Origin of the sequence: Nonomuraea sp. NPDC050663, from assembly GCF_044456985.1 — a bacterium.
Classification (GTDB): Bacteria; Actinomycetota; Actinomycetes; order Streptosporangiales; family Streptosporangiaceae; genus Nonomuraea.
In genome coordinates, this window is record NZ_JBITGL010000005.1 from 577,792 (window position 1) to 603,521 (window position 25,730).

The 25,730-nt window shown below is 70.9% G+C and carries 24 protein-coding genes; 15 read left to right on the forward strand and 9 right to left on the reverse strand.

Annotated features, from left to right (window positions below):
• Positions 1 to 96 precede the first annotated feature (96 nt).
• The 5 genes from rpsB (at position 97) to ACIBH1_RS19755 (ending at position 4,813) form a co-directional block, all read left to right on the forward strand.
• A complete protein-coding gene (rpsB, locus tag ACIBH1_RS19735) occupies positions 97 to 1,068 on the forward strand; it encodes a 30S ribosomal protein S2 (protein ID WP_397315232.1) in 972 nt (323 codons plus the stop codon).
• 322 nt (positions 1,069 to 1,390) lie between these two features.
• A complete protein-coding gene (gene tsf, locus ACIBH1_RS19740) occupies positions 1,391 to 2,224 on the forward strand; it encodes a translation elongation factor Ts (RefSeq protein ID WP_397315233.1) in 834 nt (277 codons plus the stop codon).
• Positions 2,225 to 2,356: 132 nt separating this feature from the next.
• Positions 2,357 to 3,055 (forward strand): UMP kinase, encoded by a 699-nt coding sequence (gene pyrH, locus ACIBH1_RS19745; RefSeq protein ID WP_220133826.1) that lies wholly within the window; start codon positions 2,357 to 2,359, stop codon positions 3,053 to 3,055.
• Positions 3,056 to 3,135: 80 nt separating this feature from the next.
• Entirely contained in the window at positions 3,136 to 3,693 is a 558-nt protein-coding gene (frr, locus tag ACIBH1_RS19750; RefSeq protein WP_397315234.1) for a ribosome recycling factor, read from the forward strand.
• A gap of 280 nt (positions 3,694 to 3,973) precedes the next feature.
• Positions 3,974 to 4,813, forward strand: a complete 840-nt coding sequence (locus ACIBH1_RS19755; RefSeq protein WP_397315235.1) for a phosphatidate cytidylyltransferase — start codon at positions 3,974 to 3,976, stop codon at positions 4,811 to 4,813.
• 7 nt (positions 4,814 to 4,820) lie between these two features.
• Here the strand turns inward: ACIBH1_RS19755 and ACIBH1_RS19760 are convergent, their stop codons facing one another.
• Entirely contained in the window at positions 4,821 to 5,840 is a 1,020-nt protein-coding gene (locus ACIBH1_RS19760; RefSeq protein WP_397315236.1) for a suppressor of fused domain protein, read from the reverse strand.
• A 113-nt stretch (positions 5,841 to 5,953) separates the two neighbouring features.
• Here ACIBH1_RS19760 and rlmN point away from each other — a divergent pair, with 113 nt between their 5' ends.
• Positions 5,954 to 7,036 carry a 23S rRNA (adenine(2503)-C(2))-methyltransferase RlmN gene (gene rlmN / locus ACIBH1_RS19765; RefSeq protein ID WP_220133937.1) on the forward strand — a complete coding sequence of 361 codons (1,083 nt, stop codon included), beginning with the start codon at positions 5,954 to 5,956 and terminating at the stop codon, positions 7,034 to 7,036.
• A 142-nt stretch (positions 7,037 to 7,178) separates the two neighbouring features.
• Here rlmN and ACIBH1_RS19770 read toward each other — a convergent pair whose 3' ends face one another.
• Entirely contained in the window at positions 7,179 to 7,850 is a 672-nt protein-coding gene (locus ACIBH1_RS19770) for a hypothetical protein (RefSeq protein WP_397315237.1), read from the reverse strand.
• Positions 7,847 to 8,575, reverse strand: coding sequence for an ATP-binding cassette domain-containing protein (locus tag ACIBH1_RS19775; protein ID WP_397315238.1), 729 nt, complete (start codon positions 8,573 to 8,575; stop codon positions 7,847 to 7,849). Before ACIBH1_RS19775 ends, ACIBH1_RS19770 begins: the two co-directional genes overlap by 4 nt.
• A 92-nt stretch (positions 8,576 to 8,667) precedes the next feature.
• Between ACIBH1_RS19775 and ACIBH1_RS19780 the strand changes: the two genes are divergently transcribed.
• On the forward strand, positions 8,668 to 9,237 hold the full coding sequence (locus ACIBH1_RS19780) for a DivIVA domain-containing protein (RefSeq protein ID WP_397315239.1): 570 nt from the start codon (positions 8,668 to 8,670) through the stop codon (positions 9,235 to 9,237).
• A gap of 24 nt (positions 9,238 to 9,261) precedes the next feature.
• Here the strand turns inward: ACIBH1_RS19780 and ACIBH1_RS19785 are convergent, their stop codons facing one another.
• Genes ACIBH1_RS19785 through ACIBH1_RS19800 form a run of 4 tightly spaced genes read right to left on the reverse strand, consistent with a single transcriptional unit; the run spans position 9,262 to position 13,859 of the window.
• A complete protein-coding gene (locus tag ACIBH1_RS19785; RefSeq protein ID WP_397315240.1) occupies positions 9,262 to 10,293 on the reverse strand; it encodes an AI-2E family transporter in 1,032 nt (343 codons plus the stop codon).
• A 34-nt stretch (positions 10,294 to 10,327) separates the two neighbouring features.
• Positions 10,328 to 12,148: a 3D-(3,5/4)-trihydroxycyclohexane-1,2-dione acylhydrolase (decyclizing) gene (gene iolD / locus ACIBH1_RS19790; protein ID WP_397315241.1), complete on the reverse strand. Its 1,821-nt coding sequence runs from the start codon at positions 12,146 to 12,148 to the stop codon at positions 10,328 to 10,330.
• Positions 12,145 to 12,993 carry a 5-deoxy-glucuronate isomerase gene (gene iolB, locus ACIBH1_RS19795; RefSeq protein ID WP_397315242.1) on the reverse strand — a complete coding sequence of 283 codons (849 nt, stop codon included), beginning with the start codon at positions 12,991 to 12,993 and terminating at the stop codon, positions 12,145 to 12,147. Before iolB ends, iolD begins: the two co-directional genes overlap by 4 nt.
• Positions 12,990 to 13,859, reverse strand: a complete 870-nt coding sequence (locus tag ACIBH1_RS19800; RefSeq protein WP_397315337.1) for a deoxyribose-phosphate aldolase — start codon at positions 13,857 to 13,859, stop codon at positions 12,990 to 12,992. Before ACIBH1_RS19800 ends, iolB begins: the two co-directional genes overlap by 4 nt.
• 243 nt (positions 13,860 to 14,102) lie before the next feature.
• Between ACIBH1_RS19800 and ACIBH1_RS19805 the strand changes: the two genes are divergently transcribed.
• Genes ACIBH1_RS19805 through ACIBH1_RS19840 form a run of 8 tightly spaced genes read left to right on the forward strand, consistent with a single transcriptional unit; the run spans position 14,103 to position 23,879 of the window.
• Positions 14,103 to 15,467, forward strand: a complete 1,365-nt coding sequence (locus tag ACIBH1_RS19805) for an extracellular solute-binding protein (protein ID WP_397315243.1) — start codon at positions 14,103 to 14,105, stop codon at positions 15,465 to 15,467.
• Positions 15,442 to 16,386 carry a carbohydrate ABC transporter permease gene (locus ACIBH1_RS19810; RefSeq protein WP_397315244.1) on the forward strand — a complete coding sequence of 315 codons (945 nt, stop codon included), beginning with the start codon at positions 15,442 to 15,444 and terminating at the stop codon, positions 16,384 to 16,386. The genes ACIBH1_RS19805 and ACIBH1_RS19810 overlap by 26 nt, the downstream gene beginning before the upstream one ends.
• Positions 16,383 to 17,201 carry a carbohydrate ABC transporter permease gene (locus tag ACIBH1_RS19815; RefSeq protein WP_397315245.1) on the forward strand — a complete coding sequence of 273 codons (819 nt, stop codon included), beginning with the start codon at positions 16,383 to 16,385 and terminating at the stop codon, positions 17,199 to 17,201. The genes ACIBH1_RS19810 and ACIBH1_RS19815 overlap by 4 nt, the downstream gene beginning before the upstream one ends.
• Entirely contained in the window at positions 17,198 to 18,247 is a 1,050-nt protein-coding gene (locus ACIBH1_RS19820) for an ABC transporter ATP-binding protein (RefSeq protein ID WP_397315246.1), read from the forward strand. Before ACIBH1_RS19815 ends, ACIBH1_RS19820 begins: the two co-directional genes overlap by 4 nt.
• The gene (locus ACIBH1_RS19825) at positions 18,244 to 19,404 is read left to right on the forward strand and encodes a CehA/McbA family metallohydrolase (protein ID WP_397315247.1); all 1,161 of its coding nucleotides are present in this window, start codon (positions 18,244 to 18,246) and stop codon (positions 19,402 to 19,404) included. Before ACIBH1_RS19820 ends, ACIBH1_RS19825 begins: the two co-directional genes overlap by 4 nt.
• Positions 19,395 to 20,204 carry a sugar phosphate isomerase/epimerase family protein gene (locus tag ACIBH1_RS19830; protein WP_397315248.1) on the forward strand — a complete coding sequence of 270 codons (810 nt, stop codon included), beginning with the start codon at positions 19,395 to 19,397 and terminating at the stop codon, positions 20,202 to 20,204. The genes ACIBH1_RS19825 and ACIBH1_RS19830 overlap by 10 nt, the downstream gene beginning before the upstream one ends.
• A complete protein-coding gene (locus ACIBH1_RS19835; protein WP_397315249.1) occupies positions 20,201 to 21,256 on the forward strand; it encodes a Gfo/Idh/MocA family protein in 1,056 nt (351 codons plus the stop codon). The genes ACIBH1_RS19830 and ACIBH1_RS19835 overlap by 4 nt, the downstream gene beginning before the upstream one ends.
• Complete coding sequence (locus ACIBH1_RS19840; protein WP_397315250.1) at positions 21,243 to 23,879, forward strand: alpha-mannosidase; 2,637 nt, start codon at positions 21,243 to 21,245, stop codon at positions 23,877 to 23,879. Before ACIBH1_RS19835 ends, ACIBH1_RS19840 begins: the two co-directional genes overlap by 14 nt.
• Here the strand turns inward: ACIBH1_RS19840 and ACIBH1_RS19845 are convergent, their stop codons facing one another.
• Together ACIBH1_RS19845 and ACIBH1_RS19850 are read right to left on the reverse strand one after the other, a co-directional pair.
• Complete coding sequence (locus tag ACIBH1_RS19845) at positions 23,880 to 24,245, reverse strand: hypothetical protein (RefSeq protein ID WP_397315251.1); 366 nt, start codon at positions 24,243 to 24,245, stop codon at positions 23,880 to 23,882. It lies immediately after the preceding gene.
• A gap of 10 nt (positions 24,246 to 24,255) precedes the next feature.
• Positions 24,256 to 25,704: a PucR family transcriptional regulator gene (locus ACIBH1_RS19850; protein WP_397315252.1), complete on the reverse strand. Its 1,449-nt coding sequence runs from the start codon at positions 25,702 to 25,704 to the stop codon at positions 24,256 to 24,258.
• Positions 25,705 to 25,730 lie beyond the last annotated feature (26 nt).

Genomic DNA, 25,730 nt, shown 5'->3' on the forward strand with positions numbered 1-25,730 from the left:
TGGAGCGGCTCAGGGGCATCAGGGCGGGAGCCGCGAGGCGCCCGCAGCACAACCGAGAACCGCGCAGCGATGCGCGCCGACCTGGAGGACCAGCACATGGCCCCCGTCGTAACCATGCGACAGCTGCTCGAGAGCGGCGTTCACTTCGGCCACCAGACCCGCCGGTGGAACCCGAAGATGAAGCGCTTCATCTTCACCGAGCGCAACGGTATCTACATCATCGACCTGCAGAAGTCGCTGTCGTTCATCGACCGCGCCTTCGACTTCGTCAAGGAGACCGTCGCCCACGGCGGCACCATCCTGTTCATCGGCACGAAGAAGCAGGCCCAGGAGGCCATCGCCGAGCAGGCCACCCGCGTCGGCATGCCGTACGTCAACCAGCGCTGGCTGGGCGGCATGCTCACCAACTTCTCCACCGTGCACAAGCGGCTTCAGCGTCTGAAGGAGCTCGAGGAGCTCGACTTCGACAACGTCGCCGGCTCGGGGCTCACCAAGAAGGAGCTCCTCATGCGCCGTCGCGAGAAGGAGAAGCTGGAGCGCACCCTCGGCGGTATCCGTGACATGGGCCGCGTGCCCAGCGCGGTGTGGGTCGTCGACACCAAGAAGGAGCACATCGCGATCAGCGAGGCTCGCAAGCTGAACATCCCGGTCGTCGCGATCCTCGACACCAACTGCGACCCCGACGAGGTCGACTACCCGATCCCGGGCAACGACGACGCCATCCGCGCCGTCGGCCTGCTGACCCGCGTCGTCGCCGACGGTGTCGCCGCCGGTCTCATGGCCCGCTCCGGCGCCGCTCGCGGTGACGAGAAGCCCGCTGCCGCCGAGCCGCTGGCCGAGTGGGAGCGCGAGCTCATCGAGGGCGCCGAGGCCGCCGCTCCGGCCGCCGCCGCTGCCGAGGTCGCCGAGGCCCCCGCCGCTGAGGCTGAGGCCGAGGTCGTCGAGGCTCCGGCCGCCGAGGCTGAGGTCGCCGAGACCGAGGTCGCCGAGGTCGCTGAGGCTCCGGCCGCCGAGGAGGCCGCCGAGGCCCCCGCCGCCGACGCCGACGCCGAGGGCGACAAGGCCTAAGGCCGGCTGACGCCACCAGGGCAAGCAACAGGCCACCGCCGGCGAACCCCGGCCGTGCCGGGCAGAGGCTTCAGGCCGAAACCGGGTACGGCCGGCGCCGCGCGAGAAAGGCCGGGAGCGGCCGGGCCGGAACGTGATTCCGGCCCGCGCGGGCCAGGTGGCCGGGTGAGCCCAGGGCTTGCCGGTACGGCAGGAGCCGCGAGGCGACGGCCGCACCACAGCCGGAATGGCGACAGCCAGGCCGGCATCGAGGCTTCACGGGCCGGCGTCCGACGAGGACGCGGGCCCGAACACACGACGACATCCCACGAGGAAAAGCAAAATGGCTTCCGTGAACATGGCCGACGTCAAGCGGCTTCGTGAGCTGACCGCCGCGGGCATGATGGACTGCAAGAAGGCGCTCGAGGAGTCCGAGGGCGACTTCGACCGCGCCGTCGAGATCCTGCGTCTCAAGGGCGCCAAGGACGTCGGCAAGCGCGAGTCGCGCACCGCCTCCAACGGCCTCATCGCCGTCAAGCAGGACGGCGAGTCCGCCGCGGCGCTGCTCGAGCTCAACTGCGAGACCGACTTCGTCGCCAAGGGCGAGCGTTTCCAGGAGCTGGCGGCCGAGGTCGTCGAGCACATCCTGGCCAGCAAGCCCGCCGACGTCCCGGCGCTGCTGGTCTCCGAGTACGCCGGCAAGTCGGTCCAGAACCACCTCGACGAGGCCAACGCCGCGCTGGGTGAGAAGATCGAGATCCGCCGCTTCGCGGTGCTCGAGGGCGGCTACATCGGCGCCTACATGCACAAGACCGACCCGCAGCTGCCGCCGGCCGTGGGTGTGCTCGTGCAGCTCGACAAGCCGAACGCCGACGTCGCCAAGGACATCGCGCAGCACGCCGCCGCCATGGCGCCGAAGTACCTCAACGCCGAGGCCGTCCCGGCCGAGGTCGTCGAGAAGGAGCGCGCGCTCTTCGAGGAGATGACTCGCGACGAGGGCAAGCCCGAGGCCGCGATCGCCAAGATCGTCGAGGGTCGGGTCAACGGCTGGTACAAGGACTTCACCCTGCTCCAGCAGGCGTTCGTCAAGGACAACAAGAAGTCGATCGCCAAGTACGCGGACGAGAACGGCGTCGAGGTGCTGGCCTTTGTTCGTTTCAAGGTCGGTCAGGCTTAGTCTCAGTCCCGAGGGACGTCAGAACCAACCAACGAGGAGGCCGCCGTCGTGCAGGAGAACCAGGAGCCAGCTACGTCGGCGGCTTCGTCGTATGCAGAACAGGGCAGGGCCCCGCTCCGGTGGAAGCGGGTGATGTTGAAGCTGTCCGGCGAGGCGTTCGCCGGCGGCGAGCCGCTCGGCATCGACGCCGCGGTGGTGGGCCAGCTGGCCGACTCCATCGCCGACGCGGTGCAGGAGGGCGTGCAGGTCTCCGTCGTGGTCGGCGGCGGCAACATGTTCCGCGGCGCCGCGCTGTCCAAGCAGGGCTTGGACCGCGCCAGGGCCGACTACATGGGCATGCTCGGCACCGTGATCAACTGCCTGGCCCTCCAGGACTTCCTGGAGAAGCGGGGCATCGACACCCGGGTCCAGACCGCCATCACCATGCAGCAGGTCGCCGAGCCCTTCCTGCCGCGCCGCGCCATCCGGCACCTGGAGAAGGGCCGTGTGGTGATCTTCGGCGCCGGACTCGGCTCGCCGTACTTCTCCACCGACACCTGCGCCGCCCAGAGAGCGCTGGAAATCGGTGCGGAGGCGCTGCTGAAGGGCACTCAGGTGGATGGAGTCTATGACTCGGATCCGCGCAAGAACCCCGATGCGGTCAGGTTCGACCACCTCGACTACGCCGAGGTCCTGGTGCGCGACCTCGCTGTCATGGACCAGACCGCGATCAGCCTGTGCAGGGAGAACGACCTGCCGATCGTCGTGTTCGACCTGATGGGCGAGGGCAACATCCTGCGCGCTGTCCGCGGTGAGAAGATCGGCACGCTGGTGAGTCCGGCAGGGAAGTAGGAGCGAACCCGACGAGCGAGCTTCGCGATGTTTCGCGAGGCAAGTACGGAAAGGTGAGCGACGGGAGGCAGGGAGCCGCTGTGATCGACGAAACTCTCCTCGAAGCCGAGGAAAAGATGGACAAGGCCGTGTCGGTCGCGAAGGAGGACTTCGCGAACATCCGGACGGGCCGCGTCACCCCGCAGATGTTCAACAAGATCAACGCCGAGTACTACGGGACCCCGACGCCGATCCAGCAGTTGGCCTCGTTCTCGGTGCCCGAGGCCCGGATGGTCATCATCCAGGCCTTCGACCGCGGTTCGGTCACGGCGATCGTCAAGGCGATCCGCGAGTCCGACCTCGGCGTGAACCCCACCGACGACGGTGCGACCATCCGCGTGGTCTTCCCCGAGCTGTCGGAGGAGCGCCGCAAGGAGTACATCAAGGTCGCGCGGACCAAGGCCGAGCACGGCAAGGTCTCCGTCCGCAACATCCGGCGCTCGGCCAAGGAAGTCCTTGACAAGATGATCAAGGACGGCGAGGCCGGCGAGGACGAGGTGCGCCGCGCCGAGAAGGAACTCGACGACATCACCCAGCGCCACGTCGCCAAGATCGACGAGCTGCTGAAGCACAAGGAAGCCGAGCTGCTCGAGGTCTGAGCGGCCGGCTGTCGCCAGGTCCCCGCACCCTCGTGGTGCGGGGACTCTCGCGTAGCTCGGGCGAGATCACGAAACGACCGGGTGTTTCGTGCTGCCAGGTGAGGGCGAGGCCGTCGAGGGCAGTGGTACGGCAGGCGTGCCGTACGAAGATGACGCTGGGACGTGTCCCAGATGAAGCGTGCGTAACAGGTAGGGTGCGTGAGGTGCTCGCCGCTGGGCCGGGCGCACGCGTGTGAAACGTCCAGGACCCTGGGCGAGCAAGAACGTGCCGGGAGTTTTCGTGGAAGAACCTACGGCTGGCACCGGCCCGAGCGGCGGCAGCCGTACCGGCCGGAACCTGCCCGCCGCGATCGCCGTGGGCGTGGGCCTGGGCGCGCTGGTCATCGTCTCGCTCTTCACCGTCAAGGAGATCTTCCTCGCGGTGGTCCTGGGCGCGGTCGGCGTGGGCGTGGTGGAGCTGGTCCAGGCCTTCGCGACGCGTGACATCAAGGTGCCCATGATCCCGGTGCTGGCCGGCATGGCGGCGATGATCTGCGGCGCCTACTGGGGCGGGCCGGGCTGGCTGGTCGGCTCGTTCGCGATCTTCACGTTCGTGGTGCTGATCTGGCGCATGTTCGCCGCGGGCACCGACGGATACGTCCGCGACTCCACGGCCTCGGTCTTCACCCTGGTCTATCCGGCGCTGCTGGCCGCCTTCGTGGCGTTGCTGCTGCAGCCGGACGACGGCCACTACCGGGTGCTGATCTTCGTCGCGGTGACCGTCGCCAGCGACATCGGCGGGTACGCGGCCGGGGTGCTGTTCGGCAGGCACAAGATGTCGATCATCAGTCCGAAGAAGACCTGGGAGGGATTCGCCGGGTCCGTCCTCGCCTGCGTGGGTGTGGGGGCATGGCTGGTGGTCTGGCTGATGGGCGGCCAGATCTGGCAGGGCGCGCTGATCGGCGCGCTGGTCGCGGTGCTGGCCACGCTGGGCGACCTGATCGAGTCGATGATCAAGCGCGACCTCGGGATCAAGGACCTGGGGTCGATCCTGCCGGGGCACGGCGGCCTGATGGACCGCCTCGACTCGCTCGTGGCCACGCTGATCCCGGTCTACGTGCTCCTGAGCTGGTTCTTCTAGGAAAGAGCTAACGCCAGGGCTGCAGCCACAACCATCGGACGGCCTCGCCGCCGAAGGCGAAGCCTGACATGTCGGGCATGTCGGGGGGTTCGGCGTCGAGCATCACCCCGCTGAACTCCGGCCCGAACGGGAATGTCTCCGGCTCGTGATACCACTTGGCGGTGTGTCCATGCCCGAGCCAGGTGACCGAATGCCAGGGATACTGCGCCAGCCACACCAGCAGCAGCGCCGCCTCCCGCGGATCGTCGTGCGTGGCCACCGCCAGCTCGATGCGCGCGTAGGCGTCGGGACGATCGATCCACTGCTCGACCGTCGGCATGCGCTGGCAGCTCATCCCCACCGTCGACAAGACGGTGACCTCCCGGTCCCCGTGCGGGGGCCGCTCGGTGATGCCCACTGTGGGCATGCGCTCGCCGCTGGCGTCCCAATATCTGCCCGCGGGGCCGAGGGCGCCGTCCAGGTGGCCCATCACGAACTGCTGGAACGACGCCCAGCTGCCCTCCGCGTGCCGCCACTGCCAGTAGGACCTGGCCTTCTCGACGCGAGGCGCCAGGCCCTCCAGGGCCTCGTCGAGCGCCCAGGCGAAGGGCGTCTCGCCGATCGCGTCCCTCGCGTAGCCGGGCATGCCCCGGCTCATGTCCGCCCAGCCAGGAATGACCGCGAGAAGGTCGTCGTTCTCATACAGGGCGACGCCGTCACCCTCCTCGAACCAGAGGGGGGTCAGCTGGCCGAGAGGTCTGCGTCCGGCCGGATGGCCGGTGTTCGCCCTGGGCATCAGCGGCGGCCGGCCGGCGTTGACCCGGCCCAGGTCGATGACCGCGGGAGCACTGCGGTGGTTGGCCAGCCAGACGGCTCCATGGACGGTGCCGTCGGGCGAGCACAGGTAAGCTACCGAGGACTCCTCGTCACGCTCCACGACCAGCGTGCGGCTTCCGTAGGGGTTGCCGGCAGTGAGGACGACCTCGGTAAGCCCCTCGCCTGTGTCTCCGGAGAGTCCGGAACCCAAGGCCGGCCGGAAAATCGCCATACATCTGGATACTTTAGATCGTCCCGGAGTGTTACGTGAGTCAGAAGACCGGAGCCACCGCGCCAGAGTCGGTTGCGGCCGGGAAGCAGCAGCCCCCGGCCAAGGAGCGGCCGCTGCTGCAGTTCGTCGCGCCGCGGCGAGCCAAGCCCGCCCGCCACCTGGCCGATCTGACGATGGCCGAGCGCCGCGCCGCCGTCGCCGAGCTGGGCGAGAAGCCCTTCCGCGCCGACCAGCTCTCACGCCACTACTTCACCCACCTGACCACCGACGTGGCCGCCATGACCGACCTTCCGGCGGCGGCCCGCGAGAAGCTCTCCGCGCTGATGCCGCCGCTGCTCACCTCGGTGCGCGAGATGACCACCGACGCGGGCACCACGCGCAAGACGCTGTGGCGGCTGTTCGACGGCGCGCTGGTCGAGTCCGTGCTGATGCGCTACACCGACCGCGTCACCATGTGCGTCTCCTCCCAGGCCGGCTGCGGCATGAACTGCCCCTTCTGCGCCACCGGACAGGCGGGACTGACCCGCAACATGTCCACGGCCGAGATCGTCGAGCAGGTGGTCGCCGGCGGGCGGGCGCTGGCCAACGGCGAGGTGCCGGGCGGAGCCGGGCGGGTCAGCAACATCGTCTTCATGGGCATGGGCGAGCCGCTGGCCAACTACAAGGCCGTCATGGGGGCCGTGCGCCGCATCACCGACCCCGCCCCCGACGGGCTGGGGATCTCCGCGCGCAACGTGACCGTGTCGACCGTCGGGCTGGTGCCCGCGATCGCCAAGCTCGCCGACGAAGGACTCCCGGTGACGCTGGCGCTGTCGCTGCACGCGCCCGACGACGAGCTGCGCGACACGCTGGTGCCGATCAACACGCGCTGGAAGGTCGCCGAGGTGCTCGACGCGGCCTGGGCCTACGCGGCCAAGACCAAGCGGCGGGTGTCGATCGAGTACGCGCTGATCAAGGACATCAACGATCAGGAGTGGCGGGCCGACCTGCTCGGGAAGCTGATCAAGAACAAGCTCGTGCATGTGAACCTGATTCCGCTGAACCCGACACCGGGGTCGAAGTGGACGGCGTCACGGCCGGAGGACGAGCGGGCGTTCGTACGGCGGCTGGAGTTCCACGGCGTGCCGGTGACCGTCCGCGACACGCGGGGCCGCGACATCGACGGCGCCTGCGGCCAGCTGGCGGCCGCCGAGTAGCGGGCGAGGGGTCGTCAGGCGCGGGGCGGAACACGGCCCGCGCCGCTGCACGGTGGGAACATGGCGCGCAAGGCACGGCGCCGGGTCGAGGGGCGTGTACCGCGGCGCGTGGTGGGTCGCGGGTACGGCGGCGCGTGGCCCGTCAGGGGCGGGTACGGCGGAGCCAGGCGTAGCCGGTGAAGGCCACCGCCACCCACAGCACCGAGACCCCCGCGATCAACGGCAGCTGCTCCACCAGCCGGTTGTCGTTGGCCGCCTTCATCCACCCCGTCACCGGCACCGTCAGCCAGTACACCGAACTGCGTCCCACCAGCAGCATCACGATGTACCCCAGGATCAGCACCATGATGGAGACCGCCGGGCTGGGCAGGATGGGGCGGCTGGTCAGCGCGCCCAATGCGGTGCCCGTGAGGGCGGCGATCAGGTGCAGCGCGACCCCGGCGGCCAGGACCGGCCCGGTGATGGGCGTGGCGATGCCGATCACCAGGGCGGCGGCCAGTGCGACGGCGGCGAAGAGCACGTTGGCGCCGAGCGCCGCGAGCAGTCCGGCGGCGACCTCTCGTGCGGGGCCGCCGACGGAGGTGGCCGAGATGACGCGCTGGCCGTCGGGCTCGGTGTCGAGGAGGCTGCGGGTGGCCCAGGCCAGGAAGGGGATCATGAGTGCTGCGGAGTCCGCGAGCACGGCGGCTTCCTTGCCGGCGGGGGCGACGTTGCTGTGCAGGATCGCCAGCATGATCAGGATGGGCAGGAGCGCCTGGTAGATGCGGTGGGAGCGTACGTAGGCGGTGAGGCGGAAGCGGGTCAGGGCGATCATCGTTCGGCCTCGTATCCCGCCTGGCGCATCTTCGCCACGAAGGCGTCGGCTTCGTCGGCGGGCAGGGTGACCCGCACCGTCGCCCGCGACTCGGAGTCCGCATCCCCCGAGCCCCTCATGGCAGGCTCCGCGCTGCCCTCCTTCACGCGCCCGTCCACCACCGACCACCGGCGGACCGAGGGCACGTCCTGGAGGCCGCCCTGGTGGTCGCTGGCGACCACGATGCCCGAGCGGGCGCGCACCTCGGCGATGATCGCCGGCAGCGCGTCCCGCGTGGTGACGTCGAGCCCCGCGAACGGCTCGTCGAGGATCAGCAGCCCGGGAGCGCACATGAGCGCCTGCACCAGCCCGACCTTGTGCGCGCTGCCCTTGGACAGCTCGCCGAGCCGTACGGACAGCAGCGGGTCGAGGCCGAGGCGGGCGCACCAGGGCTTCCAGGAGGCGGTGCCGCGGACGCGGGCCAGGTGGGTGAGGTAGCCGGCGACGGTGAAGGGCTGGTCGGCGGGGAAGCGGTCGGGGGCGAAGCCGACCACGGAGGGCCGGTCGAGGATCGTGCCGCCGGTGGGGCGGGTGATGCCCGCGAGCAGCCGGAGCAGGGTCGACTTGCCTGCGCCGTTGGCGCCCACGACTTCGATCACGTCGCCGGGCGCGAGCCGTACGCCGACGTCGCGCAGGACGGAGGGCCCGCGACGGCGGTAGGAGAAGGAGACGTTCGACAGCTGCATGACACTTGTAACCGTATAGGCACAACTCGCCGGTAGCCCCGTGAGAGTCGGGACAATGGACGGGACATCAGCCCGCAGCAGGAGGACCAGGCTTGAATCGCTTTCCGCGCGTCACGGGTTTGCGGTCAGGCTACGACCCTCTCGAAGTCGACACGCTGATCGCCCGCATCGAGGCCACGCTGGGCAGGGGGCCGCAGGAGCTGCGCCCGGTGACGGCCGACGAGGTGCGGCGGGCGACTTTCGCCGTGCGCCGCCGCGGCTACAAGGAGATGGCGGTCGACTTCGCCCTGGAGGCGTTCGTCGTGGCGCTGGAGACCAAGCAGCGGGCTCCGGTCCGGCTGGCGTTCACCGAGCCGACGGAGCATCTGCGCAGGGAGCAGTGGTTCGAGGAGCAGGCGGCCAGGGTGGAGCGGGTGGCGTTCCGGCCGGGTCGCATGGGCGGCGGCTACAGCGAGGACTCGGTCGACGCCTTCCTCGACCGCATCGTGGCAACGCTGCGCGGCACGACCGATCAGCCGCTGCGGCCGGAGGAGCTGCGGGAGGCGAGTTTCCCCACGGTGATGGTGCGCCCCGGCTATCTGATCCAGGACGTCGACGCCTTCCTGGCCGAGATCGGCGAGGTGCTCGAGCAGCGCTGGCCGTCGCGCGGACTGGTCCGCTGAGCCGGCACCGGCGCCGCTGAACAGCTAGACCGGCGCCGGGGATGCCCCGGCCGGCCCGCTCTCGCGGCTCCTGACGAGCGCCACCGCCGCCGAGGCGATGGGTGCGGCGAGGAAGGCTCCGGTGATCCCCGCGAGCACGCTGCCGACCGCGATGGCGATGAGGATGACGGCTCCCGGCAGGTCCAGCGCGCGCCCGTAGATCTGCGGCGCGAGCACGTGCCCCTCGATCTGCTGCACGGCGATGGTCACGGCGACGACGATGAGCGCCACCACCCAGCCGTGGGCGGCGAACGCGACGGCGGCGGCCAGGAGCCCGGCGACGAAGGCTCCGACGATCGGCAGGAAGGCGCCGATGAAGGTGAGCACGGCCAGCGGCAGGGCGATGGGCACCTTGAGGATCCACAGGGCCAGGCCGATGAAGAACCCGTCGACGAGCCCGACGAGGGCGACGCCGCGGATGTAGCGGCCGATCACGTCGAAGACGAGCGCGCCGCCGTCACGGGCCTGGGGGCGCGCCCGCATCGGCAGCAGGTCCACCAGCCAGGCGTAGAGGCGGTCGCCTCCGTGGGTGAAGTAGATCGCCAGGATGACGGCGAGCACCGCGCCGATGACGACTTCGCCGACGACCTTGGCCCCCGTGAGCGCACCGGTGGCGATGGTCTGGGTCTGCTGGGTGATGTACTGCCTGGTCTGCTCGACCAGGTTGTTGAGCGTCTTGTCGTCGAGCCCGAGCGAGACCGCGAGCTGGTGGAGCTGGTCGACGGCCACGCCGACGCTGTCGCGCAGCTGGGCGACGCCGTCGATGGTGGGCTGCACCAGCAGTGCGATGAACGCCCCTCCGAGCACCACTCCGCCCAGGCAGACGAGCGTGGTGGACAGCCCGCGTCCCATGCCGCGCGATCGCAGCCAGCGTGCGGGCGGCAGGAACAGTGTGGTCAGGAACATGCCGAGGATGATCGGGATGACGACGGAGCGCAGGTACCACAGGAACAGGGCGATCGCCACGATGAGGGCGATCACCCCAAGTGCGCGCCACGCCCTGGTTGTGGTGACCATAGGGCGATCTTTCCCCCGTGGGCCGGACGCGACACTAGTGCTGTTCGCGCTTCGCCTCCAGATAGGCGCCATGACCTGCGCTGTCCTCCGCGACGGGCACGTCCCACCAGGCCTCGGAGGAGGGCGAGTCGACCATCGGGTCGGTGCGCACGTAGACGACCGTCGTGTCCGAGGACGCCCGCGCCGTCTCCAGCGCCTTGCGCAGGTCGTCGACGGTCTCTGCGCGCAGGACCACCGCTCCGAGCGAGGCCGCGTTGGCGGCCAGGTCGACCGGCAGCGGCCCGCCGTCGTAGCGTCCGCCCCCGCGATAGGCGTAGGAGGTGCCGAGCCGTTCGGCGCCGACGCTCTCCGACAGGCGCCCGATCGAGGCGAATCCGGCGTTGTCAACCAGCACGACCGTGAGCTTGACGCCCTCGGCGACCGCGGTGACCAGCTCCTGCGCCATCATCAGATAGGAGCCGTCGCCCACCATCACGAAGACCTCGCGGTCGGGGCGCGCCATCTTCACGCCCAGCCCGCCGGCGATCTCGTAGCCCATGCAGCTGTAGCCGTACTCCACGTGGTAGCTGCCCGGACCGCTCGGCCGCCACAGTTTGTGCAGGTCGCCGGGCATGGACCCGGCGGCGCAGACGACCACGCCGTCGTCGCCGGCGGCCGCGTTGACCGCGCCGATGACGGCCGGCTGGGGCAGTACGGGCGAGGAGTCCAGGGCGTAGGCGGCGTCGACCGCGGCGTTCCAGTCGCGGTTGAGCTCGCCGACGCGGGAGCGGTACGCCTCGGAGGTCGACCAGCCCTCGCAGGCGAGCGTGAGGTCGGCCAGCCCCGCCCGCGCGTCGGCGACCAGCGGCAGCCCGGTCAGCTTGCCCGCGTCGAAGGCGGCCACGTTGAGGTTGACCACGGCGGCCGAGGCGGGGAAGAGCGAGCGGGAGGCGGTGGTGAAGTCGCTGTAGCGGGTGCCGACGCCGATGATCAGGTCGGCCTCGCGGGCCAGCGTGTTGGCCGCGGTCGTCCCGGTCGCGCCGACCGCTCCGACCGCGAGCGGGTGACCGTACGGCAGAGCGCCCTTGCCCGCCTGCGTCTCGGCGACGGGGATGCCGTGCTTGTCGGCGAAGGCCAGCAGGGCCTCACCGGCCTCGCTGTAGATCACCCCGCCGCCGGCGACGATCAGCGGCCGGGCCGAGCCCTTGACGAGCGCGGCGGCCCGCTCCAGGACGGCCTGTTCCGGCCGGGGACGCGGGATGTGCCACACGCGGCGCCCGAACAGCTCCTCCGGCCAGTCGAAGCCCTCCGCCTGGACGTCCTGCGGCAGGGCGAGGGTGACCGCGCCGGTCTCCACCGGGTCGGTGAGCACCCGCATCGCGGCCAGCAGCGCCGACGGCAGCTGCTCGGGCCGGTTGATCCGGTCCCAGTAGCGCGAGACCGGCTTGAAGCAGTCGTTGACGGAGACGTCGTACGAGCGGGGATCCTCCAGCTCCTGGAGCACGGGGCTCGCCACGCGGGTGGAGAAGATGTCGCCGGGCAGCAGCAGCACCGGCAGCCGGTTGATCGTCGCGCCCGCCGCCCCGGTGACCATGTTCGTGGCGCCGGGCCCGATCGAGGTGGTGCACGCCAGCGTGGCCAGGCGGTTGCTCGCCCTGGCGTAGGCGGCGGCGGTGTGCACCATCGCCTGCTCGTTGCGCGCCAGGTGGTAGGGCAGGTCGCCGTTGACCGCCAGGGCCTGGCCGAGCCCGGCCACGTTGCCGTGGCCGAAGATGCCGAACAGCCCGCCGAAGAAGGGGCGCTCGACGCCGTCGCGCTCGGAGTGCTGCGCGGCGAGGAAGCGGGTGACGGCCTGCGCGACCGACAGCCTGATCATGAGGTCCTCCCGAAGGGCAGCCGGGGATCGGTCTCCTGTCCGGCCCAGGTGCCCCTGATCCAGGCGTGCTCGGGGTCGTCGCAGAAGGCCATGGATCGTTCGTCGGCCGGGCCGGCCAGGACGTTCAGGTAGTACAGGTCGTATCCGGGCGCCGCCATCGACGGCCCGTGGTAGCCGTAGGGGACCAGCACCACGTCGCCCGACGAGACCTCGGCCAGGGTGTCGATGTGGCCGCGCTCGGAGCTGTAGACACGTTGGTATCCGGGCCCGCCCTCGAAGTAGTAGATCTCCTCCAGCACGGCCTCGCCCTCGTGCGCGGTGTCGTGCTTGTGCGGGGGATAGGAGGACCAGTTGCCGGCGGGCGTGAGCACCTCGACGGCGACGAGCTTGTCGCACTCGAAGACGCCGGGGGCGGCGAAGTTGTTGACCTGGCGGGTGGCCTGGCCGGCCCCTCTGAGCTCGACGGGTACGGCGGAGGCGGGCTGGTGGCGGGGCGGCAGCGCCCTGGTCGCGCGGGCCGCGGGCAGGGCGATCCGGCCCGAGCCGGTGAGCGTGACCGCGGCGTCGATCGGCAGGTAGGCGAAGTCGGTGGGGCCCGAGAAGACCGATTCGCGCCCGGCCAAGCGGAAGACCGCAGGATCACCGGCCGATGAACGCGAGGTGATCGTCACCGTGCACGAGCCCGAGAGCGGGACGACGAGCATCTCCTCCGCCCCGGTCGAGAAGGTGACCGTGCCCGACAACTCCACGATCCGCAGCCCGGAGTAGGTCCATCCGGCCAGCTCGGGTGTGATCTCCACGGACCAGGGTGACGAGGCGGCTTTGCCGTACGGAATGAACGTCATCGAGAATCCTCCCTGACCAGAGCGGCGGCGGCGTCCACCGCGGCGGCGACGTCGTCGTCTGGAGGGTAGAGCAGCGCGCGCCCCACGACGAGCCCGCGCACCCCCGGCAGGCGCAGAGCCCGCTCCCAGGACGCCAGCGCGGAGTCGAGGTGCGGCGGGTCGCCGCCGAGCAGGAGCGCGGGCAGCGTGGTGGCGGCCATGACGGCCTCCATCTCGGGCAGGCAGGGGATCTTGAGCCAGGTGTAGGCCGAGGTGGTGCCGAGTGCCTGGGCGACGGAGACGGCCCTGATGACGGCCTCGACGGACAGGTCGTTGCGCAGGGAGCCGGAGACGCGCGAGGACCAGAAGGGCTCGACCATGGCCAGCAGCCCGCGTCTGGCCAGCGCGCTGACGGCCTGCGAGCACGCCTCCAGGGTGGAGGCGGTGGCGGGGTCGCCCGGGTCGATGCGGCACAACATCTTGCCGCCGTCGAGACGTAAATCGAGCAGGGCGCCGGCGTCGAAGGCGGTGAAACGGTCGTCGGCCTCGAAGACGGTGCCGGGCAGGCCGCCGCGGTTCATGGAGCCGATGACGATCTTGCCGTCGAGCGCGCCGAGCAGCAGCAGGTCCTCGATCACGTCGGGCGCGGCGAGCACGCCGTCGACGCCGGGACGCGACAGCGCCAGCCGGAGGCGGTCGAGCAGGTCGTGGCGGCTGGCCATCGCCAGGGGCCGGTCGCGTACGGCGAGCGAGCCGCGGGCCGGGTGGTCGGCCGCCAGGAGGAAGAGCCGGTCTTTCAGGACGCCGGGAACGCGCCGGGATGCGGCCTCGGCGATGAGCGACGGCCTGGTGGCCCGGATGTGAGTCAGCCGGTCGTACCCGCTCATCGTGATGTCCAAGGCGCCTCCCTAGAAACACAGTATGTCATGACATCATGCCTTAGATTGTGACAGGACCGTAATCGCTGTCCATGACATCTCCCCGTCACATCGAGTGGAATCGTTTACTGACCGCGAAACCGCAGCGTAAGCCAGACCCACGAGTTGATAACAGGTCTTTACGTCGTCTTCATGTCATGACATATTAGGCGCCCTGATGCCTCCCATTTCGGACAGCCCCGGAGGGTATGCATGAAGAGATCAGTGGTCGCAGTGCTCGCCGCTTCGGGCCTGGCCTTAACTGCCTGCGGCAGCGGAGGTTCGGGCGAATCCGGCAGCGGCACGATCGAGCTGACCATCACCCAGAACGCGATCGCGGGTGGCAAGAACGCCAACGCCGCCGATCACCTGACCAAGTGGATCATCCCCGAGTTCGAGAAGACGCACCCGAACGTCAAGGTGAAGTTCGTCCCGAACGGCGTGGACGACGAGCAGTACAAGACCAAGCTGGCACTGGACCTCAAGTCCGGCAAGGGCGCCGACATCATGGACATCGACGGCATCTGGGCCGGAGAGTTCGCCGAGGCCGGCTACATCAAGCCGCTGGCCGAGGTGGCGCCCGACAGCGAGAAGTGGGACGGCTGGGCCCAGATCCCCGAAGCCGTCCAGGGCCTGACCACCTTCAACGGCAAGAAGTACGCCCTGCCGATCGGCACCGACGGCCGGGTTCTCTACTTCAACAAGACCCTCTTCTCCAAGGCCGGCCTGCCCGCCGACTGGCAGCCCGTCAGCTGGCAGGAGGTGCTCGACGCCGGGCAGAAGCTCAAGGACTCCGGCGTCCCCGTGCCGATCCAGATCAACGCGGGCACCGCCATGGGCGAGGCCACCACCATGCAGGGCGTGCTGCCGCTGCTGGCGGGGGCCGGCGGCGAGGTCTACAAGGACGGCAAGTGGTCCGGCGCGACCCAGCCGCTCAAGGACGCGCTCACGCTCTACCAGAAGATCTACGGCGGCAGCGGGCTCGGCGACCCCAAGCTCCAGCAGGAGGCCAAGGGCCGCGACAAGTCGTTCGCCCAGTTCGCGGAAGGCAAGATCGGCATCCTGATGGAGGGCGACTACTTCTGGCGAGGCGTCGTCAACCCCACGGACGGCGTGGCCAAGATGGCCGACCGCGACACGGTCGTCGGATTCGCCAAGATCCCGGCGATCGAGGCTGGCAAGGGCATCCGCGGCCAGGACTTCGTGAGCATGTCGGGTGGCGCGCTGCGCACGCTCAACCCGAACACCAAGCACCCGAAGGAGGCCTTCGAACTGCTGGCCTTCACCCTGTCGCCCGAGGCGCTGAAGCAGGAGACGAAGACCGCGGTGCGCATCACGCCGCGCAACGACGTCAACAAGGAGATCCTCACCGGTGACCCGCTGCTCGGCTTCATCTCGGAGAACGTGCTGCCGGTGACCGCCTACCGGCCCCCGCTCGCGGTCTACCCGCAGGTGTCGGTGGCGCTCCAGGAGGCGTCCGCGGCGGTGATCAACGGCACGGCGCCCGACCAGGCGGCTGCCGACTACGCCAAGAAGCTCGAAGGACTCGTTGGTGGCGCTGACAAGATCGCAAGCTGACGAGGACAAGGGGACACCCGGCCACGGCGCTCAGGCGCCGCGGCCGGGTGCGGCCCGGTTCGCCACCGACGCGGCGGGTCTCGGGGTCGGCAGGGCGGCGGCGTTCATCGCGCCCGCGCTGATCCTCATCGCGATCTTCCTGGTCTTCCCGGCCCTGTGGGTGATCCTGCTGGGCCTGTCGAACTACAGCCTGACCGGCGCGGCGGCGGCCAACCCGGAGTTCGTCGGCCTCGACTACTTCGCCAAGGCCCTGACCGACGGCAGGTTCGGCAACTCCACCTGGCTGACCTTCCAGTTCGTGCTCGGCTCGGCGGTCATCGGCCAGGCGGTGCTCGGGTTCATCCTCGCGAAGGTGCTGCACGGCCGGATCAAGCGGCTGGTCGAAGGCCTGGTCATCCTGGCCTGGATCCTGCCCAGCGCGGTGGTGTCGTTCCTGTGGGTGGCGCTGCTCGACCGCGACAGCGGCACGCTCAACGCGCTGCTCGGCATCCCCGGCTTCGCCTGGCTGATCGACCACCCGATGTTGTCGATCATCATCTTCAACACCTGGCGCGGCACCGCCTTCTCGATGATGTTGTACGGCGCGGCCCTCGGGAACGTGCCGCCCAGCCACCTGGAGAGCGCCCGCCTGGCCGGGGCCAACGCCTGGCAGCAGCTGCGCGACGTGATCTTCCCGCACATCCGCGGCCACATCCTCACGAACCTGCTGTTGATCAGCCTGTGGACCTTCAACGACTTCTCGCCGTTCCTGCTCACCGCGGGAGGCCCCGACGGCAAGTCGGAGGTGCTGGCCGTGTTCGTCTACAAGGTGGCGCTGTTCGGCGGTGAGCTCGGGTACGGCGCGGCCGTCTCCACAGTCATCCTGCTGATCAACCTGGTGGTTGCCGTCTTCTATCTCAGAATGCTCAGAAAACGATGACCCGATTCGTCCTGGGCCGCATCGGCTTCTATACCTTCGTCGCGGTGGTGCTGGCCTTCTTCAGCGTCCCGCTGCTGTGGTTGCTGACCGCGCCCTTCACCGACACCCCCACCTATCGCGTGAAATTTCCGGACTTCACGGTCGCGAACTTCGCCGCCATGTGGGAGCACCCCTACGCCCTCGGCTCGCTGGGCAACTCCCTGATCCTGGCGATCGGCACGGCGGTCATCGTCGTGGCGCTGGCCGCCCTGGCCGCCTACGCGCTCAGCCGGGTCCGCATGCCCGGCCGCGACGCGCTGCTCTACACCCTGCTCCTGCTCTCCTCGATCATCACGGGCACCGCGGCGATGGTCCCGCTCTTCCAGCTCGCGGTCACCGTCGGGCTGATCGACTCGCAGTTCGGGCTGATCCTCATCATGACCGGCGGCCTGCTGCCCGCCGCGATCTTCATGCTGAAGGACTTCATGGACTCCACGCCCAAGTCCTACGAGGAGTCGGCCCGCGTCTTCGGGGCCTCGCCGCTGCAGATCGTGCGGCACGTGGTGGTGCCGCTGGTCAGGCCGGGCCTGGCCACCATCGCGGTGTGGGCGGTCGCCAACGTCTGGGGCAACTTCCTCATGCCCTACCTGCTCCTCAGCGACGTGGAGAAGCAGCCCGCCGCGGTGATCATGTACACGCTCTACACCGAGGGCGGCCAGGCCAACCTGCGCCTGCTGTCCACGTTCGGGTTGCTCTACTCCATCCCCGTGGTGCTCATGTATCTGTTCGTCAGCAAGAAGTACGGCTTCCGCTTCCACGGAGGGATCAAGCGGTGATCGAGCTCAAGAGCCTGACCAAGGTCTATCCGGGCGGGGTGAAGGCGCTCGACGCCCTCGACCTGGAGATCCGCGACGGCGAGTTCTTCGCGCTGCTCGGCCCCTCGGGCTGCGGCAAGACCACCCTGCTGCGCACGATCGCCGGACTGGAGACGGCCACCTCCGGCCAGGTGGTGATCGGCTCCAAGGACGTCACCCACGTCCAGCCGGGCGCGCGCGACGTGGCGATGGTCTTCCAGGACTACGCGCTGTTCCCGCACATGGACGTCACCGACAACATCTCCTACCCGCTGCGCATCAAGAAGGTCGCCAAGCCCGCGCGCACCGCGAAGGCCGCCGAGGTCGGCGCGCGGCTGGGCCTGGAGGGCCTGATGGACCGCAGGCCGGGGCAGCTGTCGGGCGGCCAGCAGCAGCGTGTCGCGCTCGCCCGCGTCATGGCCACCCAGGCGCAGGCCTTCCTGTTCGACGAGCCGCTGTCGAACCTCGACGCGCGGCTGCGCCTGGAGGCCCGCACCTTCCTCAAGAAGCTCCAGCGCGAGCTGGGCGTGACCACCGTCTTCGTCACCCACGACCAGGCCGAGGCCCTGGCCATGGCCGACCGCATGGCGGTCATGGAGGCCGGGCACATCCGGCAGATCGGTACTCCCGCCGAGGTCTTCCAGCGCCCGGCGAACACCTTCGTCGCCGGGTTCATCGGCTCGACCCCGATGAACCTGCTTGACGGGACCGTTCGCGGCGACACCCTGGAGGTGGCAGGGTGCAAGGTGCCCGCCCCGGCCGCCGGTCTCAAGGACGGAGAGAAGATCGTGTACGGCGTGCGCCCCGAGTACGTCACCTACTCCGTCGAACCCGTCGACGGCTCCATCGCGGGGAAGGTCGTGCTCTCCGAGAGCCTGGGGGCCTCCCACCTCATCACGCTCGAAGCGGCGGGTGAGACGGTGCAGGTCATCGTGCCGGAAGGCGACGAACCCGCGCTGGGCGACGAGGGCTACGCGGTGCCCAGGACCGACCGGGCGCTGATCTACCGAGACGGGGAGCTGGTGTGAGGTCACGCTGGACGCTGGACGACCGGCTGGAGCGCATCCTGCGCGAGGTGCCCTTCGAGGTGCCCGATGGGACGGCCGCGGTGACGGTGAGGCTGCGTTATGACCGCTCGCAGGGGGTGCTCGACCTCGGGTGCGGCTCGCCGTCCGGCTTCCGCGGCTGGTCGGGCGGCGCGCGCGACGAGTACACCGTCACCCGCGAGTGGGCCACGCCCGGCTACCTGCCGGGCGAGATCCAGCCGGGGGTGTGGCAGGTCTGGCTGCGGCTGCACCGCATCCCGCCGGGCGGCCTCGACTTCGAGCTCGACATCACCACCTCCGCCGACGTGCCGGCCAGGCCCGCCGATCCCGTCGTCCCGATGGCGGAACGGCCGCCCGCGCGCGACATCCCGGCGGTCGGCGCGCTGCGATGGTGGGCGGGCGACTTCCACGCCCACACCGTGCACAGCGACGGCTCCCTGACCGTGCCCCAGCTGGCCCAGCTGGCCAGGAGCCGCGGCCTGGACTTCCTGGCCGTCACCGACCACAACACCGTCAGCCACCACCCCGAGCTGCCGCAGGCCGAAGGCATCACGCTGCTGCCCGGCCAGGAGGTCACCACCGACCGCGGGCACGCCAACGTCTTCGGCGACGTCGGCTGGGTCGACTTCCGCCAGGACGCCGACTCCTGGACCGAGCGCGGCCTGATGTCGATCAACCACCCGCTCGGCGGCGACTGCGCCTGGCTGCAGCCGATCAAGAACCGGCCGCAGGTCGCCGAGATCTGGCACTCCGGCTGGTGGGACCGCCGCTGGGGCGCCCCGCTGGCCTGGGCCGAGGCCTGGCGCGACGACGTGATCCCGATCGGCGGCAGCGACTTCCACCGCGACGGCAGCGACGGCCTGCCGGGCGCGCCCACGACGTGGGTGCTGGCCGAGGACCCGACGCTGGTCTTCGACGCCGTACGGCAGGGCCGCACCGCGATCTCGGCCGGGCCGGACGCGCCGCTGCTGCTGAGGCTCGGCGACGAACTGCTCGCCCTCGACGCCGACGGCCTGGTGCTGGTGCGCCCCGACGGCCGGCGGCAGGTGATCCGCGGCGAGCGGGTCCTGGTGCCCGCCGGGACGGGCATGCACCGTCTGGAGACCCACGAGAACGAGGTGATGGCGCTGTGCGCCTGATCGCGAACGCGCCGGTGAGCTTCGGCGTCTTCGAGCCGGGAGCGCCGCCGCTCGCGGCGCAGGAGATGGTCGCCGCCCTGTCGGAGGCGGGGTACGACGGCATCGATCTGGGCCCGCTGGGCTACCTCGACCTCGGCAGGCTCGGGGGGCTGCGGCTGGCGGGCGGCTGGGCGGACGTGCCGGGGGAGTCCTTCGACGATCTCGACGCCACGCTCGACGCCTTCGACCGCGCGCCCTCGGCGCCCTTCAAGCCGGTGCCCACGCTGGGGCCCCCGTCGATGCCCGCCCGCTTCGCCCGGCCCGGGCACGGCGAGCCGGAGATGACGGACTGGCCGGCGTTCGCGGCCCGGGTCCAGGCCGCCGCCGACCGGTGCAGGGAGCGCGGCTACGAGGCGGCGCTCCACCACCACCTCGGCCACGCCGTCGAGACGCCCGACGAGATCGAGCGCCTGCTGGAGCTCACCGACGTCAAGCTCTGCCTCGACACCGGCCACCTCCTGCTGGCTGGCGGAGACCCGGTCAAGGCGCTGGACGACTGGTCGGACCGCGTCGGCCAGGTGCACGTCAAGGACGCCTCGTTCGCCCTCATGGACGGCGACCTGCGCTCCATGATGGGCGCGGGCGTCTTCACCCCGCTCGGCGAGGGCGACCTCGACCTGCCGGGTGTCGTCGCCGCGCTGCGCGACTACGAGGGCTGGATCGTCGTCGAGCAGGACACCCTGCCCGCGCACCGCCGCACCGGCGACATCGTCGCCGACCAGGCCGCGAACCTGAGGAAGCTGAAGGAGCTGGGACTGTGAGGATTGCTCTCGTCGGATGCGGGGCCGTGACGCAGGCCGTCTACGTGCCGCTGCTGTCCAGGCGGCGCGAGCTGTTCGAGGTGCGGGCCGTCTGCGACCTGTCGCAGACCCTCGCCGACGCCGTCGCCGACCGGCTGGGCGCCCCGGGACGCTACACCTCGCTGCAGGCCATGCTCGCCGACGGCGGCTTCGACGCCGTGCTCGTGCTGGCCTCCGGCTCGCACGGCGAGACCGTGCGGCTGGCGCTCGAAGCCGGTTACGCGGTCTTCTGCGAGAAGCCGCTGGCCCTGACCAGGGCCGAGGTGGCCGCGCTGCCGCCGGGCAGGCTGATGGTCGGCTACATGAAGCAGTACGACCCGGCGGTCCTGCGCGCCGTCGAGCTGCTGCGCGGGGTGGAGATCCGCTCGGTCGAGGTCACCGTGCTGCACCCGAGCGGCGAGTCGCAGCTCGCCTTCGCCAACCTCGTCCACGCGGCCGACGCCGACCTGACGCAGGTGCGCAAGGCCGAGCAGGCGCTGCTCGACCAGGCGCTGGGCGCCGACGCTTCGGAGAGCGTGCGCTCGGTCTACGCCGTCAGCCTCGGCTCCATCTGCCACGACCTGTCGCTGCTGCGGCGTTTCACCGGCTCGCCCACGGCCATCGAGCACGTGGCGACCTGGGGTCCGGCGCCCGGCTCCGTGGAGATCTCGGGGCAGCTGCCCGGATCCGCCCGTTTCTCCATCCGGTGGCACTACCTGGAGGACTACCCGGCCTACCGGGAGACCGTCGCGATCCACCACTCGGAAGGCACGCTGGAGCTGGCCTTCCCCTCGCCGTACCTGATGAACGCCCCGACCGTGCTGACCGTCGTCGCGCCCGGAGAGGCGCGCACCGAGTGGCGTGACGTCACCGAGGCCTTCGAGACGCAGCTCCTGGCCTTCCACGCGGGCGAGGAACCGCTGACCGGGGCCGACGGGGCGCTCGAAGACATCGTCACCGCGCAACGCATCGCCGCCCGCTTCGCCGTACAGAACGCACTTCCTCTCGGAGGGGAAGCCCGTGAGCAGCTCTGAGATCGTCGTCGTCCCGCACACCCACTGGGACCGTGAGTGGTACGAGCCCTTCCAGCGGTTCAGGCTGCGCCTGGTCGCCCTGCTCGACGAGGTGCTCGACCGCATGGAGGCCGACCCCGGCTACCACTTCACCCTCGACGGGCAGATGGCCTGCGTCGACGACTACCTGGAGGTGCGGCCGGAGAACCAGGGCCGCATCGAGGCGCTGGTGCTGCAGGGCCGGCTGGCGATCGGGCCGTGGCAGATCCTGCTCGACGAGTTCCTGTGTTCCGGCGAGACCATCGTGCGCAACCTGGAGATCGGCATGGACCGGGCCGACAAGCTCGGCGGGCACATGCCGGTCGGCTACCTGCCCGACATGTTCGGCCACACCGCCCAGATGCCGCAGATCCTGCGACTGGCGGGCCTGGAGCACGCGTGTGTGTACCGCGGCGTGCCCTCCTCGGTCGTGACCTCGGCCTTCTCGTGGGTCGCGCCCGACGGCACTCCCATCCGCACGCAGTACCTCCCCGAGGGCGGCTACGGCAACGGCGCCCACCTGTTCGAGGTGCCCGGCGAGCTCGACAGGCGTGCCGCCGAGTTCGTCGAGCGCATGGCGCGCTGGGGGAGCGGGCCGTTCCTGGCCATGTACGGCGCCGACCACTCCGCTCCGGTCGCGGGCCTGCCCGCGATGGTGGCGGCGCTGGGCGCCCGCATGGACACCCTGTCCGGATTCGTCGGCGGAACGGCCGACGGCCTGCCGGTCGTCGCCGGCGAGCTGCGCTCGCACGCCCGCGCCAACATCCTGCCCGGCGTCATCTCGGTCCGCGCGCACGTCAAGCAGGCCATGGGCCGCGCCGAGCGCATGGTCGAGCGGTACGCGGAACCCCTGGCGGCCCTGTGGGGAGCCGACTGGCCGGGACGTTTCCTCGACATGGCCTGGTGGCGCCTGGTCGACGCCTCGGGGCACGACTCCGTCACCGGCTGCGGCGTCGACGAGACCGCCCAGCAGGTCGCCGCCCGCATCGCGGAGGCGGAGCACCTCGGCCAGGCGGTGCGCGACATGGTCACCGCCCGGCTGGCTGCCGCAGTTCCCGCGGGGGCGGTGCTCGTCGTCAACCCGACGCCCGCCGTACGGCAGAGCGTCGTGTTCTTCGAGGTCGCCGGGCTCGACCCGCTGCCGGTGCCCTCCCAGACCCTCGAATACGCGCCGACGCTCCTGCTCGATGAGGAGATGGAGCCCTCGGTCGCGCTGAGCTTCATCCACGGCACCGAGCTGTACGGCCAGCACATCACCGGCTGGTCGGTCGAGGACGGCGTGCTCGCCTTCACCGTCGCCCGCGACTCCGACGTGGCGTTCAACGTCGCCGAGCTGCGCGGCCACCTGGAGGGCGTCACCCGCGTCCGCATCGAGGCCGAGCCCCGCCGCACGGTGGCGGCGCTGGTCGAGCTGCCGCCCCTGGGTCACGTGGCGCTCGCTCCGGCGCCGTCCTCCTCCGGGCAGGCCCCGGCCGCGCCGGTACGACGGGACGACACGACCCTCACCAACGGCCTGCTCACCGTGGAGCTCGCAGACGACGGCACCCTGACCCTCACCGGCCAGGACGGCGTCGCCATCACCGGCGCCGGGCGGATCGTCGACGGCGGCGACGTGGGCGACACCTACAACCACGCCCCTCCCGTCCACGACTTCCTGGTCGACCGGCCCGCCGAGGTCGAGGTCGAACCCGTCTGTTCGGGTCCGGTCGTCGCCGCGTTCGACGTGCGCCGGATCTACCACTGGCCCCGGTTCGGCGGCCACCGCACCGGCGACCCCGACCCCCGCTCCTGGGCCGACGCGCCGCCGGAGCAGGGCCCCGAGGGCACCGAGGAGACCGTCGTCACCACCCGCGTCGAGCTGAGGGCGGGCGAGCCGTTCGTGCGCCTGACCGTCACCTTCGACAACCGCTCGGTCGACCACCGGGTGCGCCTGCACGTCCCCCTGCCCGAGCGGGCCACGGGCTCCCTCGCCGAGGGCCAGTTCGCCGTGGTCGAGCGCCCGCTGACGAGCGAAGGAGGGTGCGGCGAGACCCCGCTGCCGACCTTCCCCGCCTCCGGCTGGGTGGCCGCGGGCGGCGCGGCGGTGCTGCTGGAGCACGTCACGGAGTACGAGGTCACCGACGACAACGAGCTGGCGCTGACCCTGCTGCGCTCGGCCGGCTACCTGTCGCGCAACCGCAACGGGCTGCGCCCCGAGCCCGCGGGCCCGCAGCTGGCGACCCCCGCTGCCCAGTCGCGCGGGGTGAGGCAGGTGAGCCTGGCGCTCATGCCGTACGGGCCGCAGGTCGCGCGGGCGGCGGAGGTCTTCCGCCACGACCTGCTCGCCGTGCCCGGCTCGGGTCCGCGCGAGCTGGACCTGCCGGAACCGGGCACCGGGCTGGAGGTGAGCGGGGCCGTCATGACCTCGCTCAGGAGGCGTGAAGGCTGGCTGGAGCTGCGCATGCTCGCCCACGAGGCGGGCGAGGCGGTCGTGTCGGGCGCCCTCACCGCCGCCCGCCGCGCGGACCTGCGCGGACGGCCGGGCGAGGACCTGCCCGTGGCCGAAGGCACGCTGCGGTTGCCGGTGCGCGCCTGGGAGATCGTCACGGTGCAGCTGCTGCGGTGATCACTTCTGGAGCGCGGCCACCTTCTCGATGAGGGACCACCCGTCGACCTGCAATGTCGTGGGGTCGACGGGGTCCCAGCCGCCCGCGATCACCTCGTCGAGCAGGGCACGGACGGTGCCGGGCAGGTGCAGGTTCAGCCAGGCGCCGTCGGTGGCCACCGAGCCCGAGGGCATGTAGAAGCCGCCCGACACCACCCGGCCCTCGCCCGACCGGAAGACGACCTGCGCGCGCCCGCGTGTCCCGTCGCGGCGCAAGGTGAGGGTCTCGCGGCAGTCGCGCCCCTTGTCGTGCGCGTGCCTGACCGTCCAGATGTAGGTCTCCTCGCCCACCACGAGCCGTCGCGGTTTCCGGTCGTTTCGCACCATGACGACCAACCTAGTCCTGCATGCCGAGCTGGCGCGCGGCCCTGATCGCCAGCCACACCTCGGCGAAGGCCTCGGTCGACGACAGGTCACGCCCGGTCAGCGCCGAGAACCGCCGCAGCCGGTAGGCCAGGGTGTTGGGATGCACGTGCAGCGCTGACGCGGCCTCCTCGGTGCGCCTGTCGCGCTCCATCCAGGTGCGCACGGAGGTCACCAGCTGCGAGCCGTGCGCGGAGTCGTAGGCGAGCACCTCGCCCAGCACGTGCTCGACCAGGGCGGTCAGGGTCCACGGGTCGTCGGGCAGCCAGCGTCCGGTCGTGTCCTCTCCGTAGCGCACCAGCGGCCGGCCCGACTCCGCCGCCCGGGAGGCCGCCCATCCGGCCTCCCGCTGGGCCACGCGGGTCGACTCGCCCGCCGGGAAGGGCCGTGAGGCCCCGGCCGACACGCCGGGCACCGAGGCGACCGCCTCGCAGAGCGACTCGGGGCCGAGCACGTGATGGTCGTCGCCCCGGCGCAGCAGCAGATGGGGCAGGTCGTCGAGGGCGCGGCGCAGCTGGTCGTCGGGGACACCCCGCACGACCAGCAGCACCACGTCCGCCTCCAGGCCCAGGCGGGCCAGGCGGCGGCGCGCGGTCGCCGGGTCGAGCACGTCCTGCAGCAGCTCGGCCAGGGTTTCGGCGCTCTCGCGTCGCAGCGTCTCACGATCGTGGCGCGCCATGGCCACCTGCAGGGCCGCCACGGTCGCGATGTGCTGGGCGACCGCGAGTCCGGCGGGCTGGGCGCCGTCGCGGGCCAGCGCCACGATGAACCCGGCGGGACCGCCCGGCGCGGGCACCGGCAGCACGAAGCCGCCGGGGATGGTCGGCGGGGCGTCCGGCTCGGCCGGGATCACCGCCGGATCGGGGACCGGCACGCCGGGCAGCAGCGGTCGGCCCGCGGGCGTGCACGCGAAGACGTCGTAGCCGGACAGCCGCTCCAGCCGCCGGAAGAGCGAGGCCGTGTCGAGATCCTCGGCGGCCAGCCAGCGCAGCGCGCCGAACACCTGCAACTGCGCGCCGAGCCGCTGCCTGGCGTCCTCCTGCACGGCCGCCGCCACCTCCTGGGCGATGGCGATGAACGGCACCGCCAGCGGCACCTCCAGCACCGGCATGCCGCGCTCGCCCGCCACCTCGAAGAAGGCCGCGTGCAGCGGGGGCACATGCAGCTGGGCCGACAGGGCCAGGGCCGAAACCCCGGCGTCGTCGAGGCGCTCCAGATAGGCGCGCTGGGCCGCCGCCGTACGGGGGATCGCGATCCCGGTCGTCATGATCACCTCGGCGCCCAGCAACCACGGCGTCGGGTCGTCGAGCTCGCTGACGTGCGCCCACGACACCGGGCGCGACAATCCGGACTCCCCGGCGAGAACCCGCAGCTGGAGAGCGGGGGAGCGGACAAGATCCTCCACCGAGACTTTTGTGGCCACCCACAAAGCATAGGAACCACTTTCAT

Bases quoted from the DNA above. Each gene is read 5' to 3' on its own strand.
- rpsB (WP_397315232.1), top strand. From the start codon at position 97: ATGGCCCCCGTCGTAACCATGCGACAGCTGCTCGAGAGCGGCGTTCAC.
- tsf (WP_397315233.1), top strand. From the start codon at position 1,391: ATGGCTTCCGTGAACATGGCCGACGTCAAGCGGCTTCGTGAGCTGACC.
- pyrH (WP_220133826.1), top strand. From the start codon at position 2,357: ATGTTGAAGCTGTCCGGCGAGGCGTTCGCCGGCGGCGAGCCGCTCGGC.
- ACIBH1_RS19760 (WP_397315236.1), bottom strand. From the start codon at position 5,840: ATGGCGATTTTCCGGCCGGCCTTGGGTTCCGGACTCTCCGGAGACACA.
- ACIBH1_RS19770 (WP_397315237.1), bottom strand. From the start codon at position 7,850: ATGATCGCCCTGACCCGCTTCCGCCTCACCGCCTACGTACGCTCCCAC.
- ACIBH1_RS19775 (WP_397315238.1), bottom strand. From the start codon at position 8,575: ATGCAGCTGTCGAACGTCTCCTTCTCCTACCGCCGTCGCGGGCCCTCC.
- ACIBH1_RS19785 (WP_397315240.1), bottom strand. From the start codon at position 10,293: ATGGTCACCACAACCAGGGCGTGGCGCGCACTTGGGGTGATCGCCCTC.
- iolD (WP_397315241.1), bottom strand. From the start codon at position 12,148: ATGATCAGGCTGTCGGTCGCGCAGGCCGTCACCCGCTTCCTCGCCGCG.
- iolB (WP_397315242.1), bottom strand. From the start codon at position 12,993: ATGACGTTCATTCCGTACGGCAAAGCCGCCTCGTCACCCTGGTCCGTG.
- ACIBH1_RS19800 (WP_397315337.1), bottom strand. From the start codon at position 13,859: ATGAGCGGGTACGACCGGCTGACTCACATCCGGGCCACCAGGCCGTCG.
- ACIBH1_RS19805 (WP_397315243.1), top strand. From the start codon at position 14,103: ATGAAGAGATCAGTGGTCGCAGTGCTCGCCGCTTCGGGCCTGGCCTTA.
- ACIBH1_RS19815 (WP_397315245.1), top strand. From the start codon at position 16,383: ATGACCCGATTCGTCCTGGGCCGCATCGGCTTCTATACCTTCGTCGCG.
- ACIBH1_RS19845 (WP_397315251.1), bottom strand. From the start codon at position 24,245: ATGGTGCGAAACGACCGGAAACCGCGACGGCTCGTGGTGGGCGAGGAG.